Here is an 18,532-nt window from a genome sequence, read left to right as displayed (position 1 = left end):
CGGTGCCGGGGGCGGCGCGCAGGGGGCAGAATGTCGCCGTGTCCTCCGACCTGCTGGCGATGATCGCCGCCGAACGCCGCCGCATCGCCGACCTGCTCGACTCGCTGACCCCCGCCCAGCTGGACACGCCCAGCCTGTGCGGGGCCTGGACCGTGCGGGAGGTCGCCGGCCACCTGGTCTCGCCGCTGGTGGTCAGCCCGTGGCGGGTCCTGCCGCTCGTGCTGCGCTCCGGTTTCAACCTGCACGCGGCGAACGCGCGCCTGGCCAGCCAGGTGGCCCGCCGGCCGGCCGGCGAGCTGGCCGCGGCGCTGCGGACCCACGCCGAGCATCCGTTCCGGCCGCCTGTGGTCGGGTTCTTCGGCCAGCTCACCGACGTGCAGGTGCACGGGCAGGACATCCGCCGCCCGCTGGGCCTGCCCGCCGACCTGGACCCGCTGCGGCTGCGTACGTCGCTGGACTTCCTGACCGGCGGCCGGGCCGTCGGCTTCGTCGACCGTCGCCGGGTCGCCGGGCTGCGGTTCGAGGCCACCGACCTGGGCTGGGCGGCGGGCGAGGGACCGGTGGTCCGGGGCACCGGTGAGGCGCTGCTGCTGACGCTGACCGGCCGACGGGTGGCCCTGCCCGAGCTCGACGGCGACGGGGCCGCGGTGCTGGCCGGGCGCTGGCCCGGCTGACCGGGCGAAGCCCGGCGGCCCGGCACGGGGCAACGCTCAGGGTGACGGCGAGCGACTGAGTACGGCCACTCAGGCGCGCGGCGTGACCGGGCCAGCACGATCGGGGCATGAGCGGCGGGGGTGAAGTCTGGCGGCACCGCGTGCCGCAGCTTGCAGGGGTGTGGCTGGTGGGCGCGGTGGTCCTGCCGGCGATGGTCGCGGGGCTGCCGGTGCTGCTCCTCGGCGGCGTGGGCCTCCTCGCGGTGGCTGCGCTGGCCTGCACCGTCCTGCTGGTGGTGTTCCTGGCGGTGCTCATCCACGGGACGGCCCCGGCGTCGGTGCTGGGTGCCACCGGTGGCCGGCGGGCGGCGTGGGTGGCGCTGGTGCTCGGGTTCGGCACGATCCTCTGGCGGCTGGGCTGGGCGCTCACCGACGAGATCGGGGCGGGGATCAGCGGCCGCCCCGGTCTCACCGCGCTGGTCGGGGGCGTCCCGTTCGTCCTGGTGGCGGGGGTGCTCCAGCGACAGGCGCGGTGGCGGTTCGCGGCCGTGGCCGCGTTCGTCGGACTCGCGGCGACCGGCCTCGTCGCGCTGCGCACCTCGGGGCCCGACGAGCTGACCCTCCGTCTGGCGTATACGCCCGGCCTCGACCGGGACACCACGTTCGTGGTGGAGGTGCCCGGTTACCGCCCGAGCGACGACGCGTACGGGGGCCGGCTGGGCACGGGGGATTTCCTGCCCGAGGACCCGGACGACGTGCCGCCGGTGCGGCAGGTCACGGTCGTCGCGTACCGGTCGGTCGACCCGGATCCGGTGTGCGGCTGGGACGTCGTCGACTCGCACCTGGGCGGCGAGTGCGTGCGGGAGCCCGGTGGCCTGGTCTACCGGCGTGCGGTGCAGCAGCACGGGTACCAGGTCCGCCACGGCGACGGCGCGATCGTGGTGTCCGGCACCTACGGGGTCGACCGGGAGTTGCTCCGGCACGCCGCGCGGACCCTGCGCCCGGCCAGCGCCGCCCTGCAGGACGCGAGGGACGTGTTCGTGGCGGACGTGCCCGGCTACCGTGGCCAGCCGATGGGCCCCCCGCCCGGCATGTCGTACGAGCCGGCGGACCACATGAGCGGGCCCCGCAGCGTCGTGCTGACCCTCACCGCCGTCCGGGCGAATGTCAACGCGCCCTGCTTCCAGGTGCGGTGCACGCCGGAGGGTGGTGGGCTGACGTACGTCCGGGCGGAGGCGACGCACGCGTACGTGCTGCGTCGCGGCGCCGTCGACGTCCAGGTCACCGGGGGCATGGCCGTCGACCGCGCGCTGCTACGCCGGGCCGTGCTGGCCGCCCGTCCGGCCACCGACGAGGAGCTGCTGCGCGCCCTTCCCCCGCCGCCGCCGGACGGCCCGCTCGACCGGTTGCGGACCTGGCTGCGTGCCCACCCTTGATCCGCCGCGACCGCATCCACCTGGTCCGTTTTGCTCGAACCCAGCAGGGTACGACCCGGATGCCCGTTCATCGCCGCTTCCCGGAGGTACCCGTCCAGATGAGTGCTCGCAAGCCCGCCAAGGCGGTCAAGGATGTGGTCGAGGCCGCCGCGGGGAAGGTCGCCGACGTCCTGACCCCCGACGCCCCCGGCGCGCCCGGCAGCGCCCCGCCCCCCGTCGCGGAGCCGACGACGCCGCACGGCCCGCTGCCGCCGAAGGGGGAGCAGGGCGCTCCCGAGACCCGCAGCCCGACCGGTGCGCCGACCGGTGCGCCGACGACCGCGAACGGCCAGCAGGGCGTCTACCTCACCACCTCACAGGGGGCGCGGCTGCGCGACACGGACCATTCGCTCAAGGCCGGGCCGCGCGGCCCGATCCTGCTGCAGGACCACCACTTCCGCGAGAAGATCACGCACTTCGACCACGAGCGCATCCCCGAGCGCGTCGTGCACGCCCGGGGGACGGGGGCGCACGGCGTCTTCGTCGGCTACGGCACCGCCGAGCCGATCACGCGGGCGGGCTTCCTCGCCAAGGGCCGCGAGACCGAGGTCTTCGTGCGGTTCTCCACCGTGCTCGGCTCGCGCGGCTCGGCCGACACGGTCCGCGACACCCGGGGCTTCGCGACGAAGTTCTACACCGACGAGGGCACCTTCGACCTCGTCGCCAACAACATGCCGGTCTTCTTCATCCAGGACGCGATCAAGTTCCCCGACATCATCCACGCCGGCAAGCCGCACCCCGACCGGGAGATCCCGCAGGCGCAGAGCGCGCACGACACGTTCTGGGACTTCGTCTCCCTGCACACGGAGGCGCAGCACCACACGATGTGGAACATGTCCGACCGGGGGATCCCGCGCTCGTACCGGATGATGGAGGGCTTCGGCGTGCACACCTTCCGGCTGGTCAACGCCGCCGGGGAGACCGTGCTGGTCAAGTTCCACTGGAAGCCGCAGCTGGGCGTGCACTCCCTGACCTGGGAGGAGGCGCAGCTGCTCGGCGGCGTGGACCCCGACTTCCACCGTCGGGACCTCTACGACGCGATCGAGGCGGGGGCGTACCCCGAGTGGGAGCTGGGCGTGCAGGTCCTGCCCGACACGCCGGAGGAGACGTTCGCCGGGATCGACCTGCTGGACCCCACGAAGATCGTGCCGGAGGAACTCGCGCCGGTGCAGCCGATCGGGCGGCTCACGCTCAACCGGACGCCGACGAACTTCTTCGCCGAGACCGAGCAGGTCGCCTTCCACGTCGGCCACCTGCCGCCGGGCATCGACGTCACCAACGACCCGCTGTTGCAGGGTCGGCTCTTCTCGTACGTCGACACGCAGCTCACCCGGCTCGGCGGGCCGAACTTCTCCCAGATCCCGGTCAACCGCCCGCACGCCCCGGTCAACGACATGCTCCGCGACGGCTTCCACCAGCAGGCGGTGCACGCGGGCGTCGCGCCGTACCGGCCGAACTCCCTCGACGGCGGCAACCCGTTCCCGGCCGGCGACGCCGAGGGCGCGTTCGTCGACGTGCCGGTGACGGTGGCGCAGGCGCCGAAGGTGCGCGCGAACCCGGCTTCGTTCGACGACCACTTCAGCCAGGCCCGCCTGTTCTGGCTGAGCATGTCGCCGGTGGAGCGGGAGCACATCGTCCGCGCCTACACCTTCGAGCTGGGCAAGTGCTACCACCAGGCGATCCGGGAACGGCAGCTCGCCTGCCTGGCGAACATCGACCCGGTGCTGTGCGCGCAGGTGGCCGCCGGGCTGGGCCTGCCCGCCCCGGAGCCGACCGTGCCGCTGGCCGACGTCGCGCCCAGCCCCGCGCTGTCGCAGGTCGGCCGCGAGTGGCCGGCGGACGGCCGCACGGTCGGGATCGTCGTCGACCCCGACGCCGGCCTCGACGGGGTCGGCCAGGTGCAGCGGGCCGTCTTCGCGGCCGGCATGGTGCCGCTGCTGATCGCCCCGCACGGCGGGACCGTGGGCGGGCTGCCGGTGCAGCGGACCTTCGCCACCGGCCGGTCGGTCGAGTTCGACGCGCTGCTGCTGGCCGGGGCGCCCGTGCCCGCGCCGGACGCGCTGCCGGCGCGCGACGAGAAGGCGGGCGCGCCGGGCCCGGCGGCCGTCGACCCGCGCGTGCTGCTGCTGGTGCAGGAGTGCTGGCGGCACGCGAAGGCGATCGGCGCGTGGGGTGCGGGCGTCGCCGTGCTGGAGCTGGCGGGGGTGGCCGGCACCCCGGGCGTAATCGCGGGCGACTCCGGCGACGACGCCCTCGCGGCCGTGCAGCGGCTGCTGGCCGCGCACCGGGTGTGGGAACGGTTCCCGGTGTCGCTGCCCTGACCGTGTCGTCGGCCGGGACGTGCCGGTCAGGAGGTGCCGGACAGGGCGGCGACGAGCCCGAAGCCGCCGCAGCACAGCACGCCGACCACGGCCAGCGTGACGAGCAGGATGCTGTAGTTGGACCACATGCCGAAGCGCGTGACGTCGGTGCCGTGCCCGTCGTGGACCCGGTTGCGCCAGCCGCCGAAGCGGAACGACAGGTGGTGCGCGGCCCCGGGCTGCGCGACGAGCGTGGTGGTGATGACGGGGATTCCGATGAAGTCGGTGTACCGCACGTCGTGCGACCCCGCCGGGACGGCCACGTGCCAGGTGCCCTCGCCGGGGATCGGCACCGTCCGGCCGTCGATCTTGAACTTGCTGGTGGCCGGGGCGGGGACGAGGTAGGGCCCCCGGTTGACCGAGACGACCAGCACGGCGTGGCCCGGGGGTGGCGGGATCGGTTGCGGGTAGGCGGTCAGCGGCGTGACCGCGCCGGGCCCGGGCGGGTACGACGGGTGAGGAGGATACGACACGGCCACATCCTGGCATGGCCGCGCATCCCGGGCCGGGCCGCAGGGGTGTCGGCCGGGGCCGGGTGGTGTGACCGTCGCCGCAGTCCTTGACTCCGCACCGACGCCCGTAGCAGCATCGCAAGGCGAGACGCTGTCTCGAATTGTGGTGACTGTCGGGAAAGGGTCGATCGTGCGCCGCTGGCTGTCCCGGATCCCGCTCGACCCGTACATCCTGGCGCTGCTGGCGACCCTGGTGGTCGCCACCGTGCTGCCGGCCCGGGGCCGGTTCGCCGACGGCGCGTCCGTGGCCACCACCCTCGCCATCGGGCTGCTGTTCTTCCTCTACGGCGCCCGCATCTCGCCCGGCGAGGCGTGGGCCGGCGCCCGGCACTGGCGCCTGCACGCGCTGGTGCTGTCCAGCACGTTCGTGCTGTTCCCGCTGCTCGGGCTGGCCGCCCGGGTGCTGCAGCCCGCCGTGCTGACGCCGGAGCTCTACCAGGGGCTGCTGTTCCTGTGCGTGGTGCCGTCCACCGTGCAGTCGTCGATCGCGTTCACCTCGATGGCCGGCGGCAACGTGCCCGCCGCCATCTTCAGCGCCTCCTTCTCCAACGTGGCCGGCGTGCTGCTCACCCCCGTGCTGGCCGGCGTGGTGCTGGCCGGCACCGGCGCGGTGAGCTTCTCGGCGGGGTCGGTCCTGGAGATCGTGGCCCAGCTGCTGCTGCCGTTCGCCGCCGGGCAGGCCCTGCGGCCCTGGCTCGGCGGCTGGATGGGCCGGCACAAGCGGGTGCTCACCCTCGTCGACCGGGGATCGATCCTGCTGGTCGTCTACACCGCGTTCAGCGCCGGGGTGGTCGCCGGGGTCTGGCAGCGCACCTCGCCCGGCCGGCTGTTGGCGCTGCTCGGGGTGCTGGCGGCGCTGCTGCTGGTGGTCCTGCTCGCCACGGCCGGGGCGGCGCGGCTGCTCGGCTTCACCCGGCCCGACCGGATCACCGCGATCTTCTGCGGGTCGAAGAAGAGCATGGCGACGGGGCTGCCGATGGCGGCGGTGCTGTTCAGCCCGCAGACCGTCGGCCTGGTGCTGCTGCCACTGATGCTGTTCCACCAGCTCCAGCTGCTGGTCTGCGCCGAGCTGGCCCGCCGCTGGGCGGCGGGCGGGCCCGCCATCCGGGAGGACGCTCGGTGATCCCTTCCGATCCGATCGGTGATGTGTCATCTTCGATGGGTGCGGGTCGATAGGCGCGCTGGCAGAGGGGGCCACGTCCCCGCAGGGGGGCGGGGGGCGATAGCGCGGTGCCGCTGACCGACGACGGGCGGTCGGCCGCGCGCCGCGCCCGACCCCGCACCGGGCTGACCGTCGGCCTGCTGGTCGTCGCCCTGCTGGCCCTGTTCGGGGGCGTCGCGTACGCCGCCCTGCTGCACGTCCAGCAGGCGAAGATCCGCCACGAGCTCGACTGGGCGGTGCTGCACGGCCGCCCGGCCGACCCGTCCGGCTGCACCTGGATCTTCGGCGGCGCGAGCGACACGGGGCACGCGGGCGCGCCCCCGGCCGGCTTCCCGCGGCACGAGGCGATCCACGCCGTGGCCCGCACCGGCCGGCCGCAGGTCGGCGAGGTGGCCCGCAACGGCACCGTCTACCACGTGCGGACGCAGCTACGCGGCGACGAGGTCGTCCAGGTGGTCTTCGACGCCCGGTTCCAGCTCGCCGAGCGGCGCTACCTGCTCTGGGGGGTGTCGCTCGCGGCGGCGGCGGTGCTGGTCGCGGCGACCGTGACCGACCTGCGCTTGCGCCGCGCGGCGGTGCTGCCGCTGGCCGAGGCGCTCGACCGGCAGCGGCGCTTCGTCGCCGACGCCAGCCACGAGCTGCGCGCCCCGATCACCCGGGTGCACACGGCGGCGCAGTTGCTGGCGCGGCGCGCGGCGCACTCCGGCCACGACGCGGACCGGGCGGACCTGGACCGGCTGCTGGACACCACCCGACGGCTGGGGGAGATCGTCGACGAGCTGCTGCTGTCGGCCCGGCTGGCCGACACGACGTCGGTGGCCCGGCCGCCCGCCACGGTCGACCTCGCCGCGCTCGTCGCCGAGGCGGTCGAGGCCGACGCGCCCCGCGCCGCCGAGCACGGGGTGACGCTCGCCGTCGCCGGCGCGGACGCCCCGGTGCCGGTGCACGGCGTCGGGCCCGCCCTGCGCCGGGTGGTGGCGGAGCTGCTGGCCAACGCGCTGAACCACACCCCGCCCGGCGGCCGCGTCGAGGTGCGGCTGCGCCCGGCGGCGCCGGGCCACGTCGAGCTGGTGGTCACCGACTCCGGCCGGGGCTTCGACCCCCGGCACGCCGACCGGATCTTCGACCGGTTCCACCGGGGCCCCGGCTCCGGCGACCGCCGGGTCGGGCTCGGGCTGGCCCTGATCCGCGAGGTGGTCACCGCGCACGGCGGCACGATCAGCGCCGCCGGCCGGCCGGGGGCCGGGGCCGCCTTCACCGTACGGCTGCCGGTGCGTGACGGGACGCGGCCCGGTGCGACGCCCCCGGACGGCGACGCCACCGGGTCCCGGTGGCCCTTCTGCTGGCGGGTCGGCCGCGACCGGGCAGGCCAGGAGCGCGAGCTGACCGGGTCCTGACCGGGTCCCGACCAGCGGAGAATTCCGCGGGTCAACCTTCTCAGCATTCGGTGGGACCATAAACAAATGGACGACCCGCGGGCCCCGGCGCACGGACCGCTGCTCCTCGTCGAGGACGACGCGGAGCTCGCCGACATGCTGGTCGAGCTGTTCAGCGGGGACGGCTACCGCATCGACCTGGCCCGGGACGGGCAGCGGGGCCTGCACCTGGCCCTGCGCGGCCGCTACCAGGTGATCATGCTCGACCGGCGGCTGCCCGCCATCGACGGCGTCGACCTGCTCATCCGGCTGCGGCGCTGCGCGGTCGCCGCCCGCGTGCTCATGCTCAGCGCCCTGGCCGACCCCACCGAGCGGATCCGGGGCCTGGACGCCGGGGCCGACGACTACCTGCCGAAGCCCTTCGAGGTGGCGGAGCTGATGGCCCGGGTCCGGGCGCTGACCCGCCGCCGCTTCGACGGGGCGGAGCTGATCCCCATCGGGGCCGGGCAGCTCGACCTGGCCCAACGCGGGGTCCGGCTGCCCGACGGCCGGGAGGTGACGCTCAGCGGGCGGGAGTTCGAGCTGATCCGGCTGCTCGCCACCCAGCCCCGCATGGTGCACAGCCGCAGCCAGCTGCGGGGGCGGGTCTTCGGCGCCGACCGCACCGAGGCGGTGGTCGACACGTACGTGCACTACCTGCGGCGCAAGCTCGGCGACGGGGTGGTCCGCACCGTGCACGGCCTCGGCTACCAGATCGGCGCCCTCTGAGCCGGCCGCCCGGGACCGGTGCGGTCCCGGGCGGCCGGGCGGCCCGTCCGTCAGGAGTCCCAGATCGCGCCGTACGCGGGGACGCCGCGTTCCTCCATGCCCCGCACCACCTGCCAGGTCAGCGGGCGGTTCGAGATGCAGATGACCGCCTCGGCGTCGAACTGGCGGTACGCCTGCCAGGCCAGCCGCAGCATGTCGGGCTTGCCGTCGCGGGCGGTGTCCCACAGCAGCGCGTCGGGCTGGTGGGCGAGGATCTCGTCGACCAGCGCGTCGCCGAAGGTCTCCCGGTGCCGGCGGGCCACCCAGACGAGGCGGGCCGGCACCTGCTCGGCCAGCAGGTGCGGCAGCACCGGGCCGATGCCGCTGCCGGTGGCCACGTAGACCACCCGCCGGAACAGGGTCTCGACGTTGGCGACCCCGGCGGTGCTGATCCCCTTCACCCAGACCCGCTGCGGCGCGTCGTCGATGAACCGTCCGGTCCAGTCGCCGGCCCGGGAGACGGTCAGCCGGAAGCCGCTGCGCCCCGGCGCGGGCACGTTGGCGAAGGAGTGCCACTCCCACAGCGGCCGGCGGCTGATCGCGGTGGACGAGCCGGGGAACGGGGTCACCCCGTGGTCGAAGTGGACCAGCGCCACGTGCGACGAGGGGCGCTCGACCACGACCGGCACCCGGCGCAGCCGCAGCCAGGGCAGAGCGATGCTGGCGGTCAGCACGGCGAGCACCCAGCCCTGCGGGGAGGCGGCGAGGGCGACCGGCCCGCCGGCCAGGAGGCCGGCCTGCGCCCACAGCAGCAGCAGCGCCGCCCAGCCGCCGAGGCGGTGGGTGCGTTCGAACAGGTCGTGCCGGCGGGACCGCACCGGCGGCAGGGCGGTGCCGACGACCGCCAGCAGCAGGCCGGCGGTGGCGTAGCCGGTGACCAGGGCACCCGCCCCGCCCGGCCCGCGCCCACCGGCGGCGGTCAGCGCGCCGAGCTGCCCGAGGTACCAGGCGGTGCCGGCGAGCGCCCCGCCGACGTGCAGCCCGCCGAAGTGGTAGACCTTGCCCAGGGTCCAGCGGATCCGCAGGGGCCACCGGGTCGGCGCGCGGGTGGCCAGCCAGAAGAGCAGGTTGATCACGTACTGCTGGCGCACCAGGACCGCCAGCGCGACGTTGGCCAGCGCGGCGGCGCCCAGGGCCTCGGCCGCGCCGGGCCCGCGCCACCAGTCGGCGGCCAGGCCGTACGCCAGCAGCGCGGCGTTGGCCGTGAGCACCGCCGCGACCAGGCGGTGGTGGTGCATGAACCGGGGGTGGGCGAGGACCCGGCGCAGCGTCGACACCGGGGGCGGCGGCGCGTCGCCGGGCGGGCCCGCCGCGTCGGTACGCGGGGGAGCGGGCGGGGCCGGCTGCGGCCGGAGTCCGGTGGTGGTCACGCCGCCGCCTCCTCGATGTGCGCCCACTGCCAGCGCAGGTCGAGGGCGAGCCGGCGCAGCGCGTCCCGGTCGACCTTGCCCCGCCCGGTCATCGGCAGCTCCGGCAGCGGGTGCACGGCCGCCGGCACGCAGTAGTAGGCCAGTGCGGCGGCCACCGCGTCCCGGCACCGCTGCGGGTCCAGCTCGGCCGGGGCGACGAAGGAGACCAGGTCGCGGTCGGTCAGCTTGAGCGTGACCGCCGCCCGGCAGCCCGGCACCGCCTCCAGCACGGTCGAGACCGCGTCCAGCTCGACGCGGAAGCCCCGGACCTTCACCTGGTCGTCGGTGCGGCCCAGGTGCTCCAGCTCCCCGTCGGCGCTCCAGCGGCCCCGGTCGCGGGTGCGGAACATCAGCCGGTCGCCGCCGAGGAACGGGTCCGGGGCGTACCGCTCGGCGTTGAGCGCGTCGTTGTCGAGGTAGCCGGCGGAGACGCAGCCGCCGCCGGCCCACATCTCGCCGACCTCGCCGATGCGGCACGGCCGCCCGTCGGCGTCGAGGACGTAGACGGTGTTGTTCGGCGTCGGCCGGCCGATGGTGAGCGGTCCGCCGGGCCGGTGCCGGTGCATGGTATTGACGATGGTGGTCTCGGTCGGCCCGCAGCAGTTGTAGAAGGCGCGGCCGGCGGCCCAGCGGTCGGCCAGCGGGCGCGGGCAGGGCTCGCCCGCCACGGCGACCGTCCGCACCCCGGCGCACCGGTCCGGGTCGATGCGCCCGAGCACCGACGGGGTGGCGATCACCACGTCGGCGCGGGCGGCGGTGGCGGTGAGGTCGCGGTCGCGCACGAGCAGGGTGCCGCCGTTGGCGAGGCAGCCGAGGATCTCCCAGGCGGCCATGTCGAAGGCGACGTTGAGCAGCTGGGCCACCCGCCGGCCCGGCCGGATCCCCAGGTTTCCCGGCGCGGTGAGCAGGAGGTTGGCCACGTTGCCGTGGGTGACGGTGACCCCGTTCGGCGTGCCGGTGGTGCCGGAGGTGAACAGGACGTAGCAGCCGTCGTCGGCGGTCACCGGGCGGTCGGTGCCGGGGGCGGTCAGGTGCCGGCCGGGCGGCAGCGGCTGCGCCATCAGCTCGTCGACGGCGAGCCGCGTCACGCCGGGCAGCGCCGGCACCGTGTCCAGGGCACCGGCCGTGGTCAGCACCACCCGGCACCGGGCGGTCGTCGCGACCTGCCGCAGCTGCCGGTGCGGGGTGATCCGGACGTCCTGCGGGACGTAGGCCGCCCCGGCCTTCAGCGTCGCCAGGATCCCCACCAGCATCGGCAGCGAGCGGCTGGCGAAGACGCCCACGGCGTCCCCGGCCCGTACGCCGAGGTCGGCGAGCCGGGCCGCGAGCCGGTTGGCCTGGCGGTCCAGCTCGCGGTAGTCGATCGTCTCGCCGAGGTGCTCAGCCGCGACGGCGTCGGGCGTGGCGGCGGCCCAGCGTTCGAACGCCTGGTGGATGCGCAGGTCGGGCACGGTCACCCGCGGCCCCTGGCCGAACCGGTGGAACAGCCGGCGCTCGCGTGGTGGAAGGTGGTCCAACAGGGGGCCTCGCCAGCCGTCCGGACCGGCGGGGAGGGCGCTGACCGGGCGGGTCGTCGCGCCGTGGATCGTGTCGGACTGTCGTACGGGCATGGTCGCTCCTCGTCTGACCGGCCGCCCTGCGCGGCGATCAGCATCGATGCTCGACAATTCGTTTGGGAAATGTCTTAGATTCCGCGGGGGCGCCCCTGGCCTGCTTGTCAGATTGCGAGACGCCGTCTCTCTTGACGTCGCGCTGGGGCTGCCCTAGCCTGGGGCGACACCGTCAGCCGCAGGAGACGCCATGATCCGAGTTCCGCAAGGCGCTGGATTGTTGGTGCGCGGTTACGAGGAGCCGCTGCGGGTACACCCGCCGCGAGAGGGCATGCGCCCCGGGACCGCCGCCGGGGATCCGCAGACCCCCTTCTGACGGGCCGCCCCGCCGCCGTGGACCGGCGGCGAGGCCGCCCCTGCCGTCGATCGCCCGGCCCGTGGCAACGCCCGCGCCGGGGCACCGACCCGTACCCGTCAGAACCGACCCTCGGAGCGCATCATCATGACCACCGCAATCGACCTCGCCCCCATCTCCGGCCCGTCCGCCTGGCGCGGCGACGAGCTGCGTACCTCGACCGAGTGGATCTACCAGCTCAGTGACGCCGAGCGCGCCGAGCTGGAGACCGTCGGCCGTCGCTTCGTGGCCGACAACCCCGACCTGCGTACCGTGACCGCCGCCGACTACCCGCTGCCGGCCTGCGCCGGCCTCAACGAGGAGTGCGCCCGCCAGCTCGACTCCGGGCGCGGCTTCATCCTCGTTCGCGGGCTGCGCACGGAGGAGTACGGCGACACCCTCGCCGGCGCCATCTTCTTCCTGATGGGGCTGCACCTCGGCGTGCCGATGGGGCAGAACCAGATGGGCGACGTGCTCGACCACGTCATCGCCACCTCCAACAAGACCCTCGACGACCCGTCGGCGCTGCCGTCGCGGGTGCGGGACCGGCTGCCGTTCCACTCCGACAGCTCCGACGTCGTCGCGCTGATGTGCCTGCGCGCGGCCAAGGCCGGCGGGGCGAGCAGCCTGGTCAGCGGCACCACCATCTACAACGAGATCCTGCGTCGTCGGCCGGACCTCGCGCCGCTGCTGTTCGAGTCGTGGCACTGGGACTGGCACCGGCAGGACCCGGACGCCCCGGCCCGCACCTACACCTCGCCCATCTGCAGCTACGTCGACGGCATCTTCAGCACGTACGCCGGCAGCTCGATGATCTTCTCCGCGCAGGACTACCCGGAGGTGCCCCGGCTCACCGAGGCGCAGATCGAGCTGCTGCACCTCTACGACGAGGTGTCCCAGGCCCCCGGCCTGGCCCTGGACATGGACTTCCAGCCCGGGGACGTGCAGTGGCTGCTCAACTACGCCGCCCTGCACTCGCGCACCGGCTACGTCGACTTCCCCGAGCCGGAGCGTCGCCGCCACCTGCTGCGGCTGTGGCTCAAGCGCGACGTCGGCCGGCCGCTGGTCGCCGGCTTCGGCAAGCACGTGGTGACCGAGCGTGGCAGCGAGATCGCGCCGGGTGGCCGGTTCCGCATCGCCGAGGCGGTCGAGCCCAACTTCGAGTGGGGCAACTGACCCACCGGCCCCTCGTCAGGACGGCCCGCAGCGCCCCAGAGTCGTGGCGCGGCGGGCCGTCCGCGTCGTGACCGCCCGTCGCCCTCACGCGGGCTGCGCCTGGCGGGCGCGGCCCGCGCCCCGGTCGGCCCCCCGGTCGGGACGCCGGCGCGCGGCGAACCGGAGCAGCCACCCCATGAGGACGACCTCGCCGACGAACGTGACGGCGGCGACCTGCACCGGGTACGCGGCCGGCACCAGCGCGCCGATCGAGTCGGCGAGGTAGCCCGCCCCGGCGACCGCCACGAGCGCCGCCACCCAGGCCGGCACGGCGGCCGACCGCCAGGCCAGCCACCCGACCAGCAGCAGGTGGACGCCGAACAGGAGCAGGCCCAGGCTCCAGACCTCCTCGAAGTCGGTGATCCGCGCGCGGACACCGGCGTCGATCCGGTCGGTGCCGCCGTCGCGCAGGAGGCCGGCGGCGGCGACCAGGTGCGTGATCGCCACGGCGAAGACGACCGCGTACCCGGTGCGGCACCAGGCGGCGAGCAGCGCGACGGCGCGGCCGGCGTCGGCGAGGAACGCGCGCAGCGCCCAGGCGGCCAGCACGTCGAGGCAGGCCACCGCGAGCAGGGCGACGACGGCCAGGACGAGGGCCCGCTGGTGCGACAGCGGTAGGCCGGTGGGCCCGGCCGCGTCGGGTGCGGCGAGGCGCTGCACGACGCCGAAGTTGGCCAGCCCGGCGAGGATCGCCATCAGCAGCAGTCCGACCCCGGCGGCCCGCGCGGCGTGCCGGGCCCGGGCGTCGCCGGCCCCGGCGGCGCCCGACGCCACGTCGCCGGTGGGGCCGGGCCGCCCGCCGGTGGCCGGGGCGAAGCCGCGGGCCAGCAGGAGCACGCCGAACACGAGCTCGAACAGCCCGCCCGGTGCCGCCAGCACGACCCCGACCCGGATCCCCGCCAGCTCGGCCGCCGCGCCGGCCGCCAGCAGCGCGTACCCGGCGACTCCCCAGCCCGCGAGCCAGCCCGGCAGCCAGCGCTGCCGGGCCAGGGCCAGGCAGAACGGCACGCTGCCCAGGCCCAGGGACAGCATGGCCGCCTGGTAGGCGATGTCGGCGGCCCCGGCCCCGGCGGAGTCCCGCAGGACGAGCCCGGCGGCGAGCAGGAACGCCTCCGCGCCGCGCGCGACGAGGTAGCCCCAGGCGGCTCCGGGGCGGGCGGGGCGCAGCGCCCGGAAGGCCAGCGCGCCGATGGCGGCGACCAGGGCGGAGTTGAGCGCCACGAGCGCCGCCCCGGCGGGCTGCCCGGGCAGGGCGCTGCCGACGCCGTAGGCGACGAACGCCAGCAGGAAGAACGCGCCGGCGCAGCGGCCGGCCACACGGAGGGACATCGAGCCTCCCAGGCTTTCGTACTTAGTACGTGGTACTAAGTACGATAGGCTCGGCGGGCAAGCGCGGTCAACGCGGTGTCGAGGGGAGGGGGCCGGGCGGTGGGCGGAGCGGGGCGGCAGCTCAGCCGCGAGCGGGTGCTGCGGGCGGCCGTCGGCATCGCCGACGCGCACGGCCTGGCGGCGTTGACCATGCGGTCGCTGGCCGCCGAGCTGGACACCAGGCCGATGTCGCTCTACCACTACATCCGCAACAAGGAGGAGCTCCTCGACGCGCTCGTCGACGGCGTCTTTGCCGAGATCGACCTGCCCGGGGCGGGCGCCGACTGGCGGGCCGAGGTGCGCCGGCGGTGCCTCTCGGCCCGCGCGGTCCTCGCCCGGCACCCCTGGGCGCTGGCGCTGGTCGAGACCCGGACCAGCCCCGGGCCGGCGACACTGCGCCACCACGACGCCATGCTCGGCGTGCTGCGGGCCGGGGGATTCTCGCTGCCGATGACCGCCCACGCGTACGCGATCGTCGACGCGTACGTCTTCGGCTTCGTGTTGCAGGAGGTGTCGCTGCCGTTCGACGGCGGGGACTCCGCCACCGAGGTCGCGGACTCGATCATGGAGGGGTTCGCGGCGGGCGACTACCCGCACCTGGTCGAGTTCGCCACGCAGCACGTCCGGCAGCCCGGCTACGACTTCGGCGGGCAGTTCGAGTTCGGCCTCGACCTGATCCTCGACGCGCTGGCGGCCCGCAACGGTCCCGCGAGCCCGTAGCCTGCTGCGCCGAACGGGCCGGCCCCGGTGCGAGGGCCGGCCCGTTCAGCGGGCGGGTGCTAGAGGTCCAGCACCAGTCGCTCGGAGCAGCTGCGGCCCACGCAGATCATCATGCTGCGCCCGGCCGCGCGCTCGGCCTCGGTGAGCAGCGAGTCGCGGTGCTCCGGCGTGCCGGCCAGCACCCGCGTCTCGCACGCGCCGCAGTAGCCCTTCTCGCAGTCGTACGTCAGGCCGGGCACCGTCTCGCGCAGCACGTCGATCATCCGGCGGCCCCTCGGCACCCGCACGGTCGCCCCGGTGCGGGCGAGGTGCACCTCGAACTCGGTGTTGGCCGCCGGGTCGAAGGCGACCTCCAGGTCGTCGCCGGCGGTGAACCGCTCGACGTGCAGCTGGCCCGACCGGCCCGCCTCGGCGCAGGTCCGCTCCAGCGCGCCGATCATGGCGGTGGGCCCGCAGCAGTAGATGGCGGTGTCCGGCCCGGCGGACGCGACGAGCGCCGCCAGGTCAGGCAGGCCGGCCTCGTCCTGCGGCAGCAGGGTGGCCCGGTCCCCGGCCAGCGCCACGACCTCGTCGGCGAAGGCCATCGAGGCGCGGGTGCGCCCGCCGTACACCAGCCGGAACGGCACGCCCCGGCGGTCGGCCTCGCGGGCCATCGCCAGGATCGGGGTGATGCCGATGCCGCCGGCGAGGAACAGGTAGCCGGGGGCGTCGACGAGCGGGAAGTGGTTGCGCGGGCCGCGTACGGACAGGGTCGCCCCGGCGCGGGCCACCGCGTGCAGCTCCACCGAGCCGCCCCGGCCGCCCGCCTCGCGCAGGGCGGCGATGCGGTAGTGGTGGGCGTCGTCCGGGTCGCCGCACAGGGAATACTGCCGGACCCGGCCCGACGGCAGCCGCACCTCCAGGTGCGCCCCGGGCGCCCAGGGCGGCAGCGGCGCGCCGGCGGCGTCGGCGAGGCGTACCTCCAGCACGTCGTCGGCGGCGACGGCCGCGACCTCCACGCGCAGGTCCCGGTCGACGGTCGGGCCGGCGGCCGGGCGTGCGCCCGGGGCGTCGGCGGCGCGCGGGCCGGGGGTGAACACGGCGGGTACGGCGTCCCAGCCGGTCTGGTTGCCCCGGGTCGGGTACGTGACCAGCCCCTCCTCGACGACCCGGTAGTCGGGCAGCCGGGTGAGCACCTGCGTGATCATCTCGCGGAACATGAGCCGGGCCAGGTGCGCGCCGGCGCAGCGGTGGCTGCCGATGCCGAAGCTGAGGTGCCGGGTGGCGTCGCGGTCGAGCCGGATCTGCTCGGGCTCGGGGAAGACCGCCGGGTCGTGGTTGGCGGCGACCCAGGGGATCAGCACCCGCTCGCCGGCGGCGACCGGACAGCCGCCCACTTCGGCGTCGGCGCGGGCGGTGCGGGCCATCGACTGCGACGGGGCGAACGCCCGCAGGAACTCCTCGGTGGCGTTGTGCAGCAGGTCGGGGGAGTCGATCAGCCGCTGCCGGTCCTCGGGGTGGCGGCTCAGGTGCACCAGCGTGGACCCGGTCAGCGAGGTGGTGGTGTCGACCCCGCCGGCGATCAGCAGCCCGATGACGGAGACCAGCTCGTCGGCGTCGAACAGCTCGCCGTCGGGGCGGCGCTGGGTGGCCAGGTAGCTCACGGCGTCGCCGGTCGGCTGCGCGCGGCGCTCGACGATCAGCTCGCGGATGCGCTGGTCGAGGTACGCCAGGCCGGCGGCCCCGCGCGCGGCGCGCTCGCTGCCGGGCAGCGCGGCGAAGATGTCGTGGATGGGGCCGGCCAGCTTGGCCCAGTCGGCCTCCGGGAAGCCCAGCCAGTCGAGGGTGACGGCGGCCGGCAGCGGGTTGGTCAGGTCGCGGACGAAGTCGACCGAGCCCTCGGTGATGAATGCGTCGATCACGCGGGTGGTGTGCCGGGCGATCATGGGGGCCAGCGTCGCCACCGCGTCCTGGGTGAGCAGCGGGTTGATCAGGTCCCGGTACTCCGTGGCGGCCGGCGGGTCCAGCTCGATCGGGTACTGCTCCAGGCCGGGGCCCCGGGGGATGACGATGGCGGTGCCGTCGCCCCCGGCGACGGACCGGGCGGAGGAGAAGGTGTCGTCGTCGCGGGCGATGCGGACCACGTCGGCGTACCGGGTGGTGTAGACGAAGCCGCCGTGCGCGGTGGTGCGCCCGACCGGGCAGGTCTGCCGGTACGCCTCGTAGTAGCCCACGGGGTCGGCGTTGCACTCGGCCGAGTGGTGGTCGAAGGGGGCGGCCGGTGTGGTCAGCTGGTGTTCGGTCATGGGGACGAGCTCCACGGGTGCGGGACGCTGCGCGGTGTTGCCCAGCCGCGCCACTGGGGTGTCGGACGACGAGCGTAGCGCGCTCGCATCACGAGACGGTGTTACGAATCGAGCATCAGAAGGTCAGGACCGCCTTGCCGACCTCGCCGGCGCGTACCGCCGCCACCGCCTCGTTGATCTGCTCGAACGGGAAGTAGGTGATCAGCCGGTCCACCGGGAACCGGCCGGCGGCGTGCAGGTCGAGCAGCTTCGGCAGGAAGACCTGCGGCAGGCTGTTGCCGCCGATGATCCCGGTGACGGTGCGGCCGTTGAGGATGCTGCGCCAGTCGAAGCTCATCCGCTCGCTCGGCCCGACGCCGATGACGCCGCAGCGGCCCAGCGGGCCGAGGACCTCCACCGCCGTGCGCAGCACGTCCTCCCGGCCGGTGGTGTCGATCGCGACGTCGAAGCCGTGCGGGGCGATCGCCGCCAGCAGCTCGCGCGGGTCCCCGGCGGCGGAGTGCACCCCGTGGGTCGCGCCGAGCAGCCGCGCGGTGTCCAGCTTGCCGGCGTTGACGTCCACGGCGGCCACCACGGCGCAGCCGGCCGCGCGGGCGGCCAGGATCGCCGCGACGCCGACCGCGCCCGCGCCGAAGACGACCAGCGACGACCCGACCTCCGGGCGCAGCACGTTGAGCACCGCGCCGGCGCCGGTGCCGAAGCCGCAGCCGAACGGGCCGACGACCCGCAGGTCGATCTCCTTGGCGACGGGCACCACGGCGCGGGCCGGGGCGACCACGTGGGTGGCGAAGGACGACTGGCCCAGGAAGTGGCCGTTGACGGGCGCGCCGTCGCGGGACAGCGCCGAACTGCCGTCCGGCCGCCGCCCGGCGAAGTTCACGGCGTCGAACCGGCGGCAGTACGCCGGGTTTCCGCCGAGGCAGAGCGGGCACTCGCCGCAGGAGGCGAAGCTCATGGCCACGTGGTCCCCGACGGCGATGCCGGTGACCCGCGCGCCCACCTGCTCCACCACGCCGCTGCCCTCGTGGCCGAGGACCGCCGGGGTGGGGAAGAAGTTCGCAAACTCCAGGTCCGTGCCGCAGACGCCGACGCTGTCCACCCGCACCAGCACCTCGTCCGGCCCCGGCTCGGCGAGGTCGAGCTGCTGGAGGGTGAACGGCGCTCCCGCGCTCTCCAGCACCGCCGCAGTGATCCGCACACGTCCTCCCGGTCAACTCACAAAGCGAGACTGCATCTTGACATGTGA

14 protein-coding genes are annotated in these 18,532 nt (G+C 75.2%); 8 read left to right on the top strand and 6 right to left on the bottom strand.

Annotated features, from left to right (window positions below):
• The first annotated feature begins 38 nt into the window (after nucleotides 1-38).
• The 3 genes from LPU61_RS23790 (at nucleotide 39) to LPU61_RS23780 (ending at nucleotide 4,449) form a co-directional block, all read left to right on the top strand.
• The gene (locus LPU61_RS23790; protein ID WP_199486025.1) at nucleotides 39-674 is read left to right on the top strand and encodes a maleylpyruvate isomerase family mycothiol-dependent enzyme; all 636 of its coding nucleotides are present in this window, start codon (nucleotides 39-41) and stop codon (nucleotides 672-674) included.
• Between the two features lie 107 nt (nucleotides 675-781).
• Nucleotides 782-2,089, top strand: coding sequence for a hypothetical protein (locus tag LPU61_RS23785; RefSeq protein WP_144420233.1), 1,308 nt, complete (start codon nucleotides 782-784; stop codon nucleotides 2,087-2,089).
• Nucleotides 2,090-2,187: 98 nt separating this feature from the next.
• Complete coding sequence (locus LPU61_RS23780; protein ID WP_229406193.1) at nucleotides 2,188-4,449, top strand: catalase; 2,262 nt, start codon at nucleotides 2,188-2,190, stop codon at nucleotides 4,447-4,449.
• Between the two features lie 26 nt (nucleotides 4,450-4,475).
• Here LPU61_RS23780 and LPU61_RS23775 read toward each other — a convergent pair whose 3' ends face one another.
• On the bottom strand, nucleotides 4,476-4,961 hold the full coding sequence (locus LPU61_RS23775; RefSeq protein WP_043964511.1) for a hypothetical protein: 486 nt from the start codon (nucleotides 4,959-4,961) through the stop codon (nucleotides 4,476-4,478).
• Nucleotides 4,962-5,106: 145 nt separating this feature from the next.
• Here LPU61_RS23775 and LPU61_RS23770 point away from each other — a divergent pair, with 145 nt between their 5' ends.
• From LPU61_RS23770 to LPU61_RS23760, 3 genes are all read left to right on the top strand, one after another.
• The gene (locus tag LPU61_RS23770) at nucleotides 5,107-6,123 is read left to right on the top strand and encodes a bile acid:sodium symporter family protein (protein WP_229406192.1); all 1,017 of its coding nucleotides are present in this window, start codon (nucleotides 5,107-5,109) and stop codon (nucleotides 6,121-6,123) included.
• Between the two features lie 107 nt (nucleotides 6,124-6,230).
• Entirely contained in the window at nucleotides 6,231-7,559 is a 1,329-nt protein-coding gene (locus tag LPU61_RS23765; protein ID WP_063838570.1) for a cell wall metabolism sensor histidine kinase WalK, read from the top strand.
• A 66-nt stretch (nucleotides 7,560-7,625) separates the two neighbouring features.
• Complete coding sequence (locus LPU61_RS23760; RefSeq protein ID WP_144420234.1) at nucleotides 7,626-8,306, top strand: response regulator transcription factor; 681 nt, start codon at nucleotides 7,626-7,628, stop codon at nucleotides 8,304-8,306.
• Nucleotides 8,307-8,356: 50 nt separating this feature from the next.
• On the opposite strand, the gene LPU61_RS23755 is transcribed toward LPU61_RS23760, so the two are convergent.
• On the bottom strand, nucleotides 8,357-9,715 hold the full coding sequence (locus tag LPU61_RS23755; RefSeq protein ID WP_374199710.1) for a hypothetical protein: 1,359 nt from the start codon (nucleotides 9,713-9,715) through the stop codon (nucleotides 8,357-8,359).
• Nucleotides 9,712-11,364, bottom strand: a complete 1,653-nt coding sequence (locus LPU61_RS23750; RefSeq protein ID WP_082106306.1) for an amino acid adenylation domain-containing protein — start codon at nucleotides 11,362-11,364, stop codon at nucleotides 9,712-9,714. The genes LPU61_RS23755 and LPU61_RS23750 overlap by 4 nt, the downstream gene beginning before the upstream one ends.
• 442 nt (nucleotides 11,365-11,806) lie before the next feature.
• On the opposite strand from LPU61_RS23750, the gene LPU61_RS23745 reads away from it, so the two are divergent.
• Nucleotides 11,807-12,874, top strand: coding sequence for a TauD/TfdA family dioxygenase (locus LPU61_RS23745; protein WP_229406191.1), 1,068 nt, complete (start codon nucleotides 11,807-11,809; stop codon nucleotides 12,872-12,874).
• A gap of 84 nt (nucleotides 12,875-12,958) precedes the next feature.
• Here LPU61_RS23745 and LPU61_RS23740 read toward each other — a convergent pair whose 3' ends face one another.
• Nucleotides 12,959-14,242 (bottom strand): DUF4386 family protein, encoded by a 1,284-nt coding sequence (locus LPU61_RS23740; RefSeq protein ID WP_229406190.1) that lies wholly within the window; start codon nucleotides 14,240-14,242, stop codon nucleotides 12,959-12,961.
• 99 nt (nucleotides 14,243-14,341) lie between these two features.
• On the opposite strand from LPU61_RS23740, the gene LPU61_RS23735 reads away from it, so the two are divergent.
• The gene (locus LPU61_RS23735) at nucleotides 14,342-15,001 is read left to right on the top strand and encodes a TetR/AcrR family transcriptional regulator (protein WP_229406188.1); all 660 of its coding nucleotides are present in this window, start codon (nucleotides 14,342-14,344) and stop codon (nucleotides 14,999-15,001) included.
• A gap of 59 nt (nucleotides 15,002-15,060) precedes the next feature.
• Here LPU61_RS23735 and LPU61_RS23730 read toward each other — a convergent pair whose 3' ends face one another.
• Nucleotides 15,061-17,286, bottom strand: coding sequence for a cytochrome P450 (locus LPU61_RS23730; RefSeq protein ID WP_229406187.1), 2,226 nt, complete (start codon nucleotides 17,284-17,286; stop codon nucleotides 15,061-15,063).
• Between the two features lie 115 nt (nucleotides 17,287-17,401).
• Nucleotides 17,402-18,484, bottom strand: a complete 1,083-nt coding sequence (locus tag LPU61_RS23725) for an NAD(P)-dependent alcohol dehydrogenase (RefSeq protein ID WP_229406186.1) — start codon at nucleotides 18,482-18,484, stop codon at nucleotides 17,402-17,404.
• Between the last annotated feature and the right edge of the window lie 48 nt (nucleotides 18,485-18,532).

The sequence above is a fragment of the Micromonospora sp. NBRC 110038 genome (assembly GCF_020884815.1).
GTDB classification, from domain to species: Bacteria; Actinomycetota; Actinomycetes; order Mycobacteriales; family Micromonosporaceae; genus Micromonospora; species Micromonospora haikouensis.
The sequence above is the reverse complement of the archived record's forward strand: the minus strand, read 5'-3'. Positions and strand labels throughout refer to the sequence as shown.

What these genes read in the sequence shown, in the direction of transcription:
- LPU61_RS23780 (WP_229406193.1), top strand. Translation starts at nt 2,188, where the DNA reads ATGAGTGCTCGCAAGCCCGCCAAGGCGGTCAAGGATGTGGTCGAGGCC.
- LPU61_RS23785 (WP_144420233.1), top strand. Translation starts at nt 782, where the DNA reads ATGAGCGGCGGGGGTGAAGTCTGGCGGCACCGCGTGCCGCAGCTTGCA.
- LPU61_RS23730 (WP_229406187.1), bottom strand. Translation starts at nt 17,286, where the DNA reads ATGACCGAACACCAGCTGACCACACCGGCCGCCCCCTTCGACCACCAC.
- LPU61_RS23750 (WP_082106306.1), bottom strand. Translation starts at nt 11,364, where the DNA reads ATGCCCGTACGACAGTCCGACACGATCCACGGCGCGACGACCCGCCCG.
- LPU61_RS23740 (WP_229406190.1), bottom strand. Translation starts at nt 14,242, where the DNA reads ATGTCCCTCCGTGTGGCCGGCCGCTGCGCCGGCGCGTTCTTCCTGCTG.
- LPU61_RS23760 (WP_144420234.1), top strand. Translation starts at nt 7,626, where the DNA reads ATGGACGACCCGCGGGCCCCGGCGCACGGACCGCTGCTCCTCGTCGAG.
- LPU61_RS23745 (WP_229406191.1), top strand. Translation starts at nt 11,807, where the DNA reads ATGACCACCGCAATCGACCTCGCCCCCATCTCCGGCCCGTCCGCCTGG.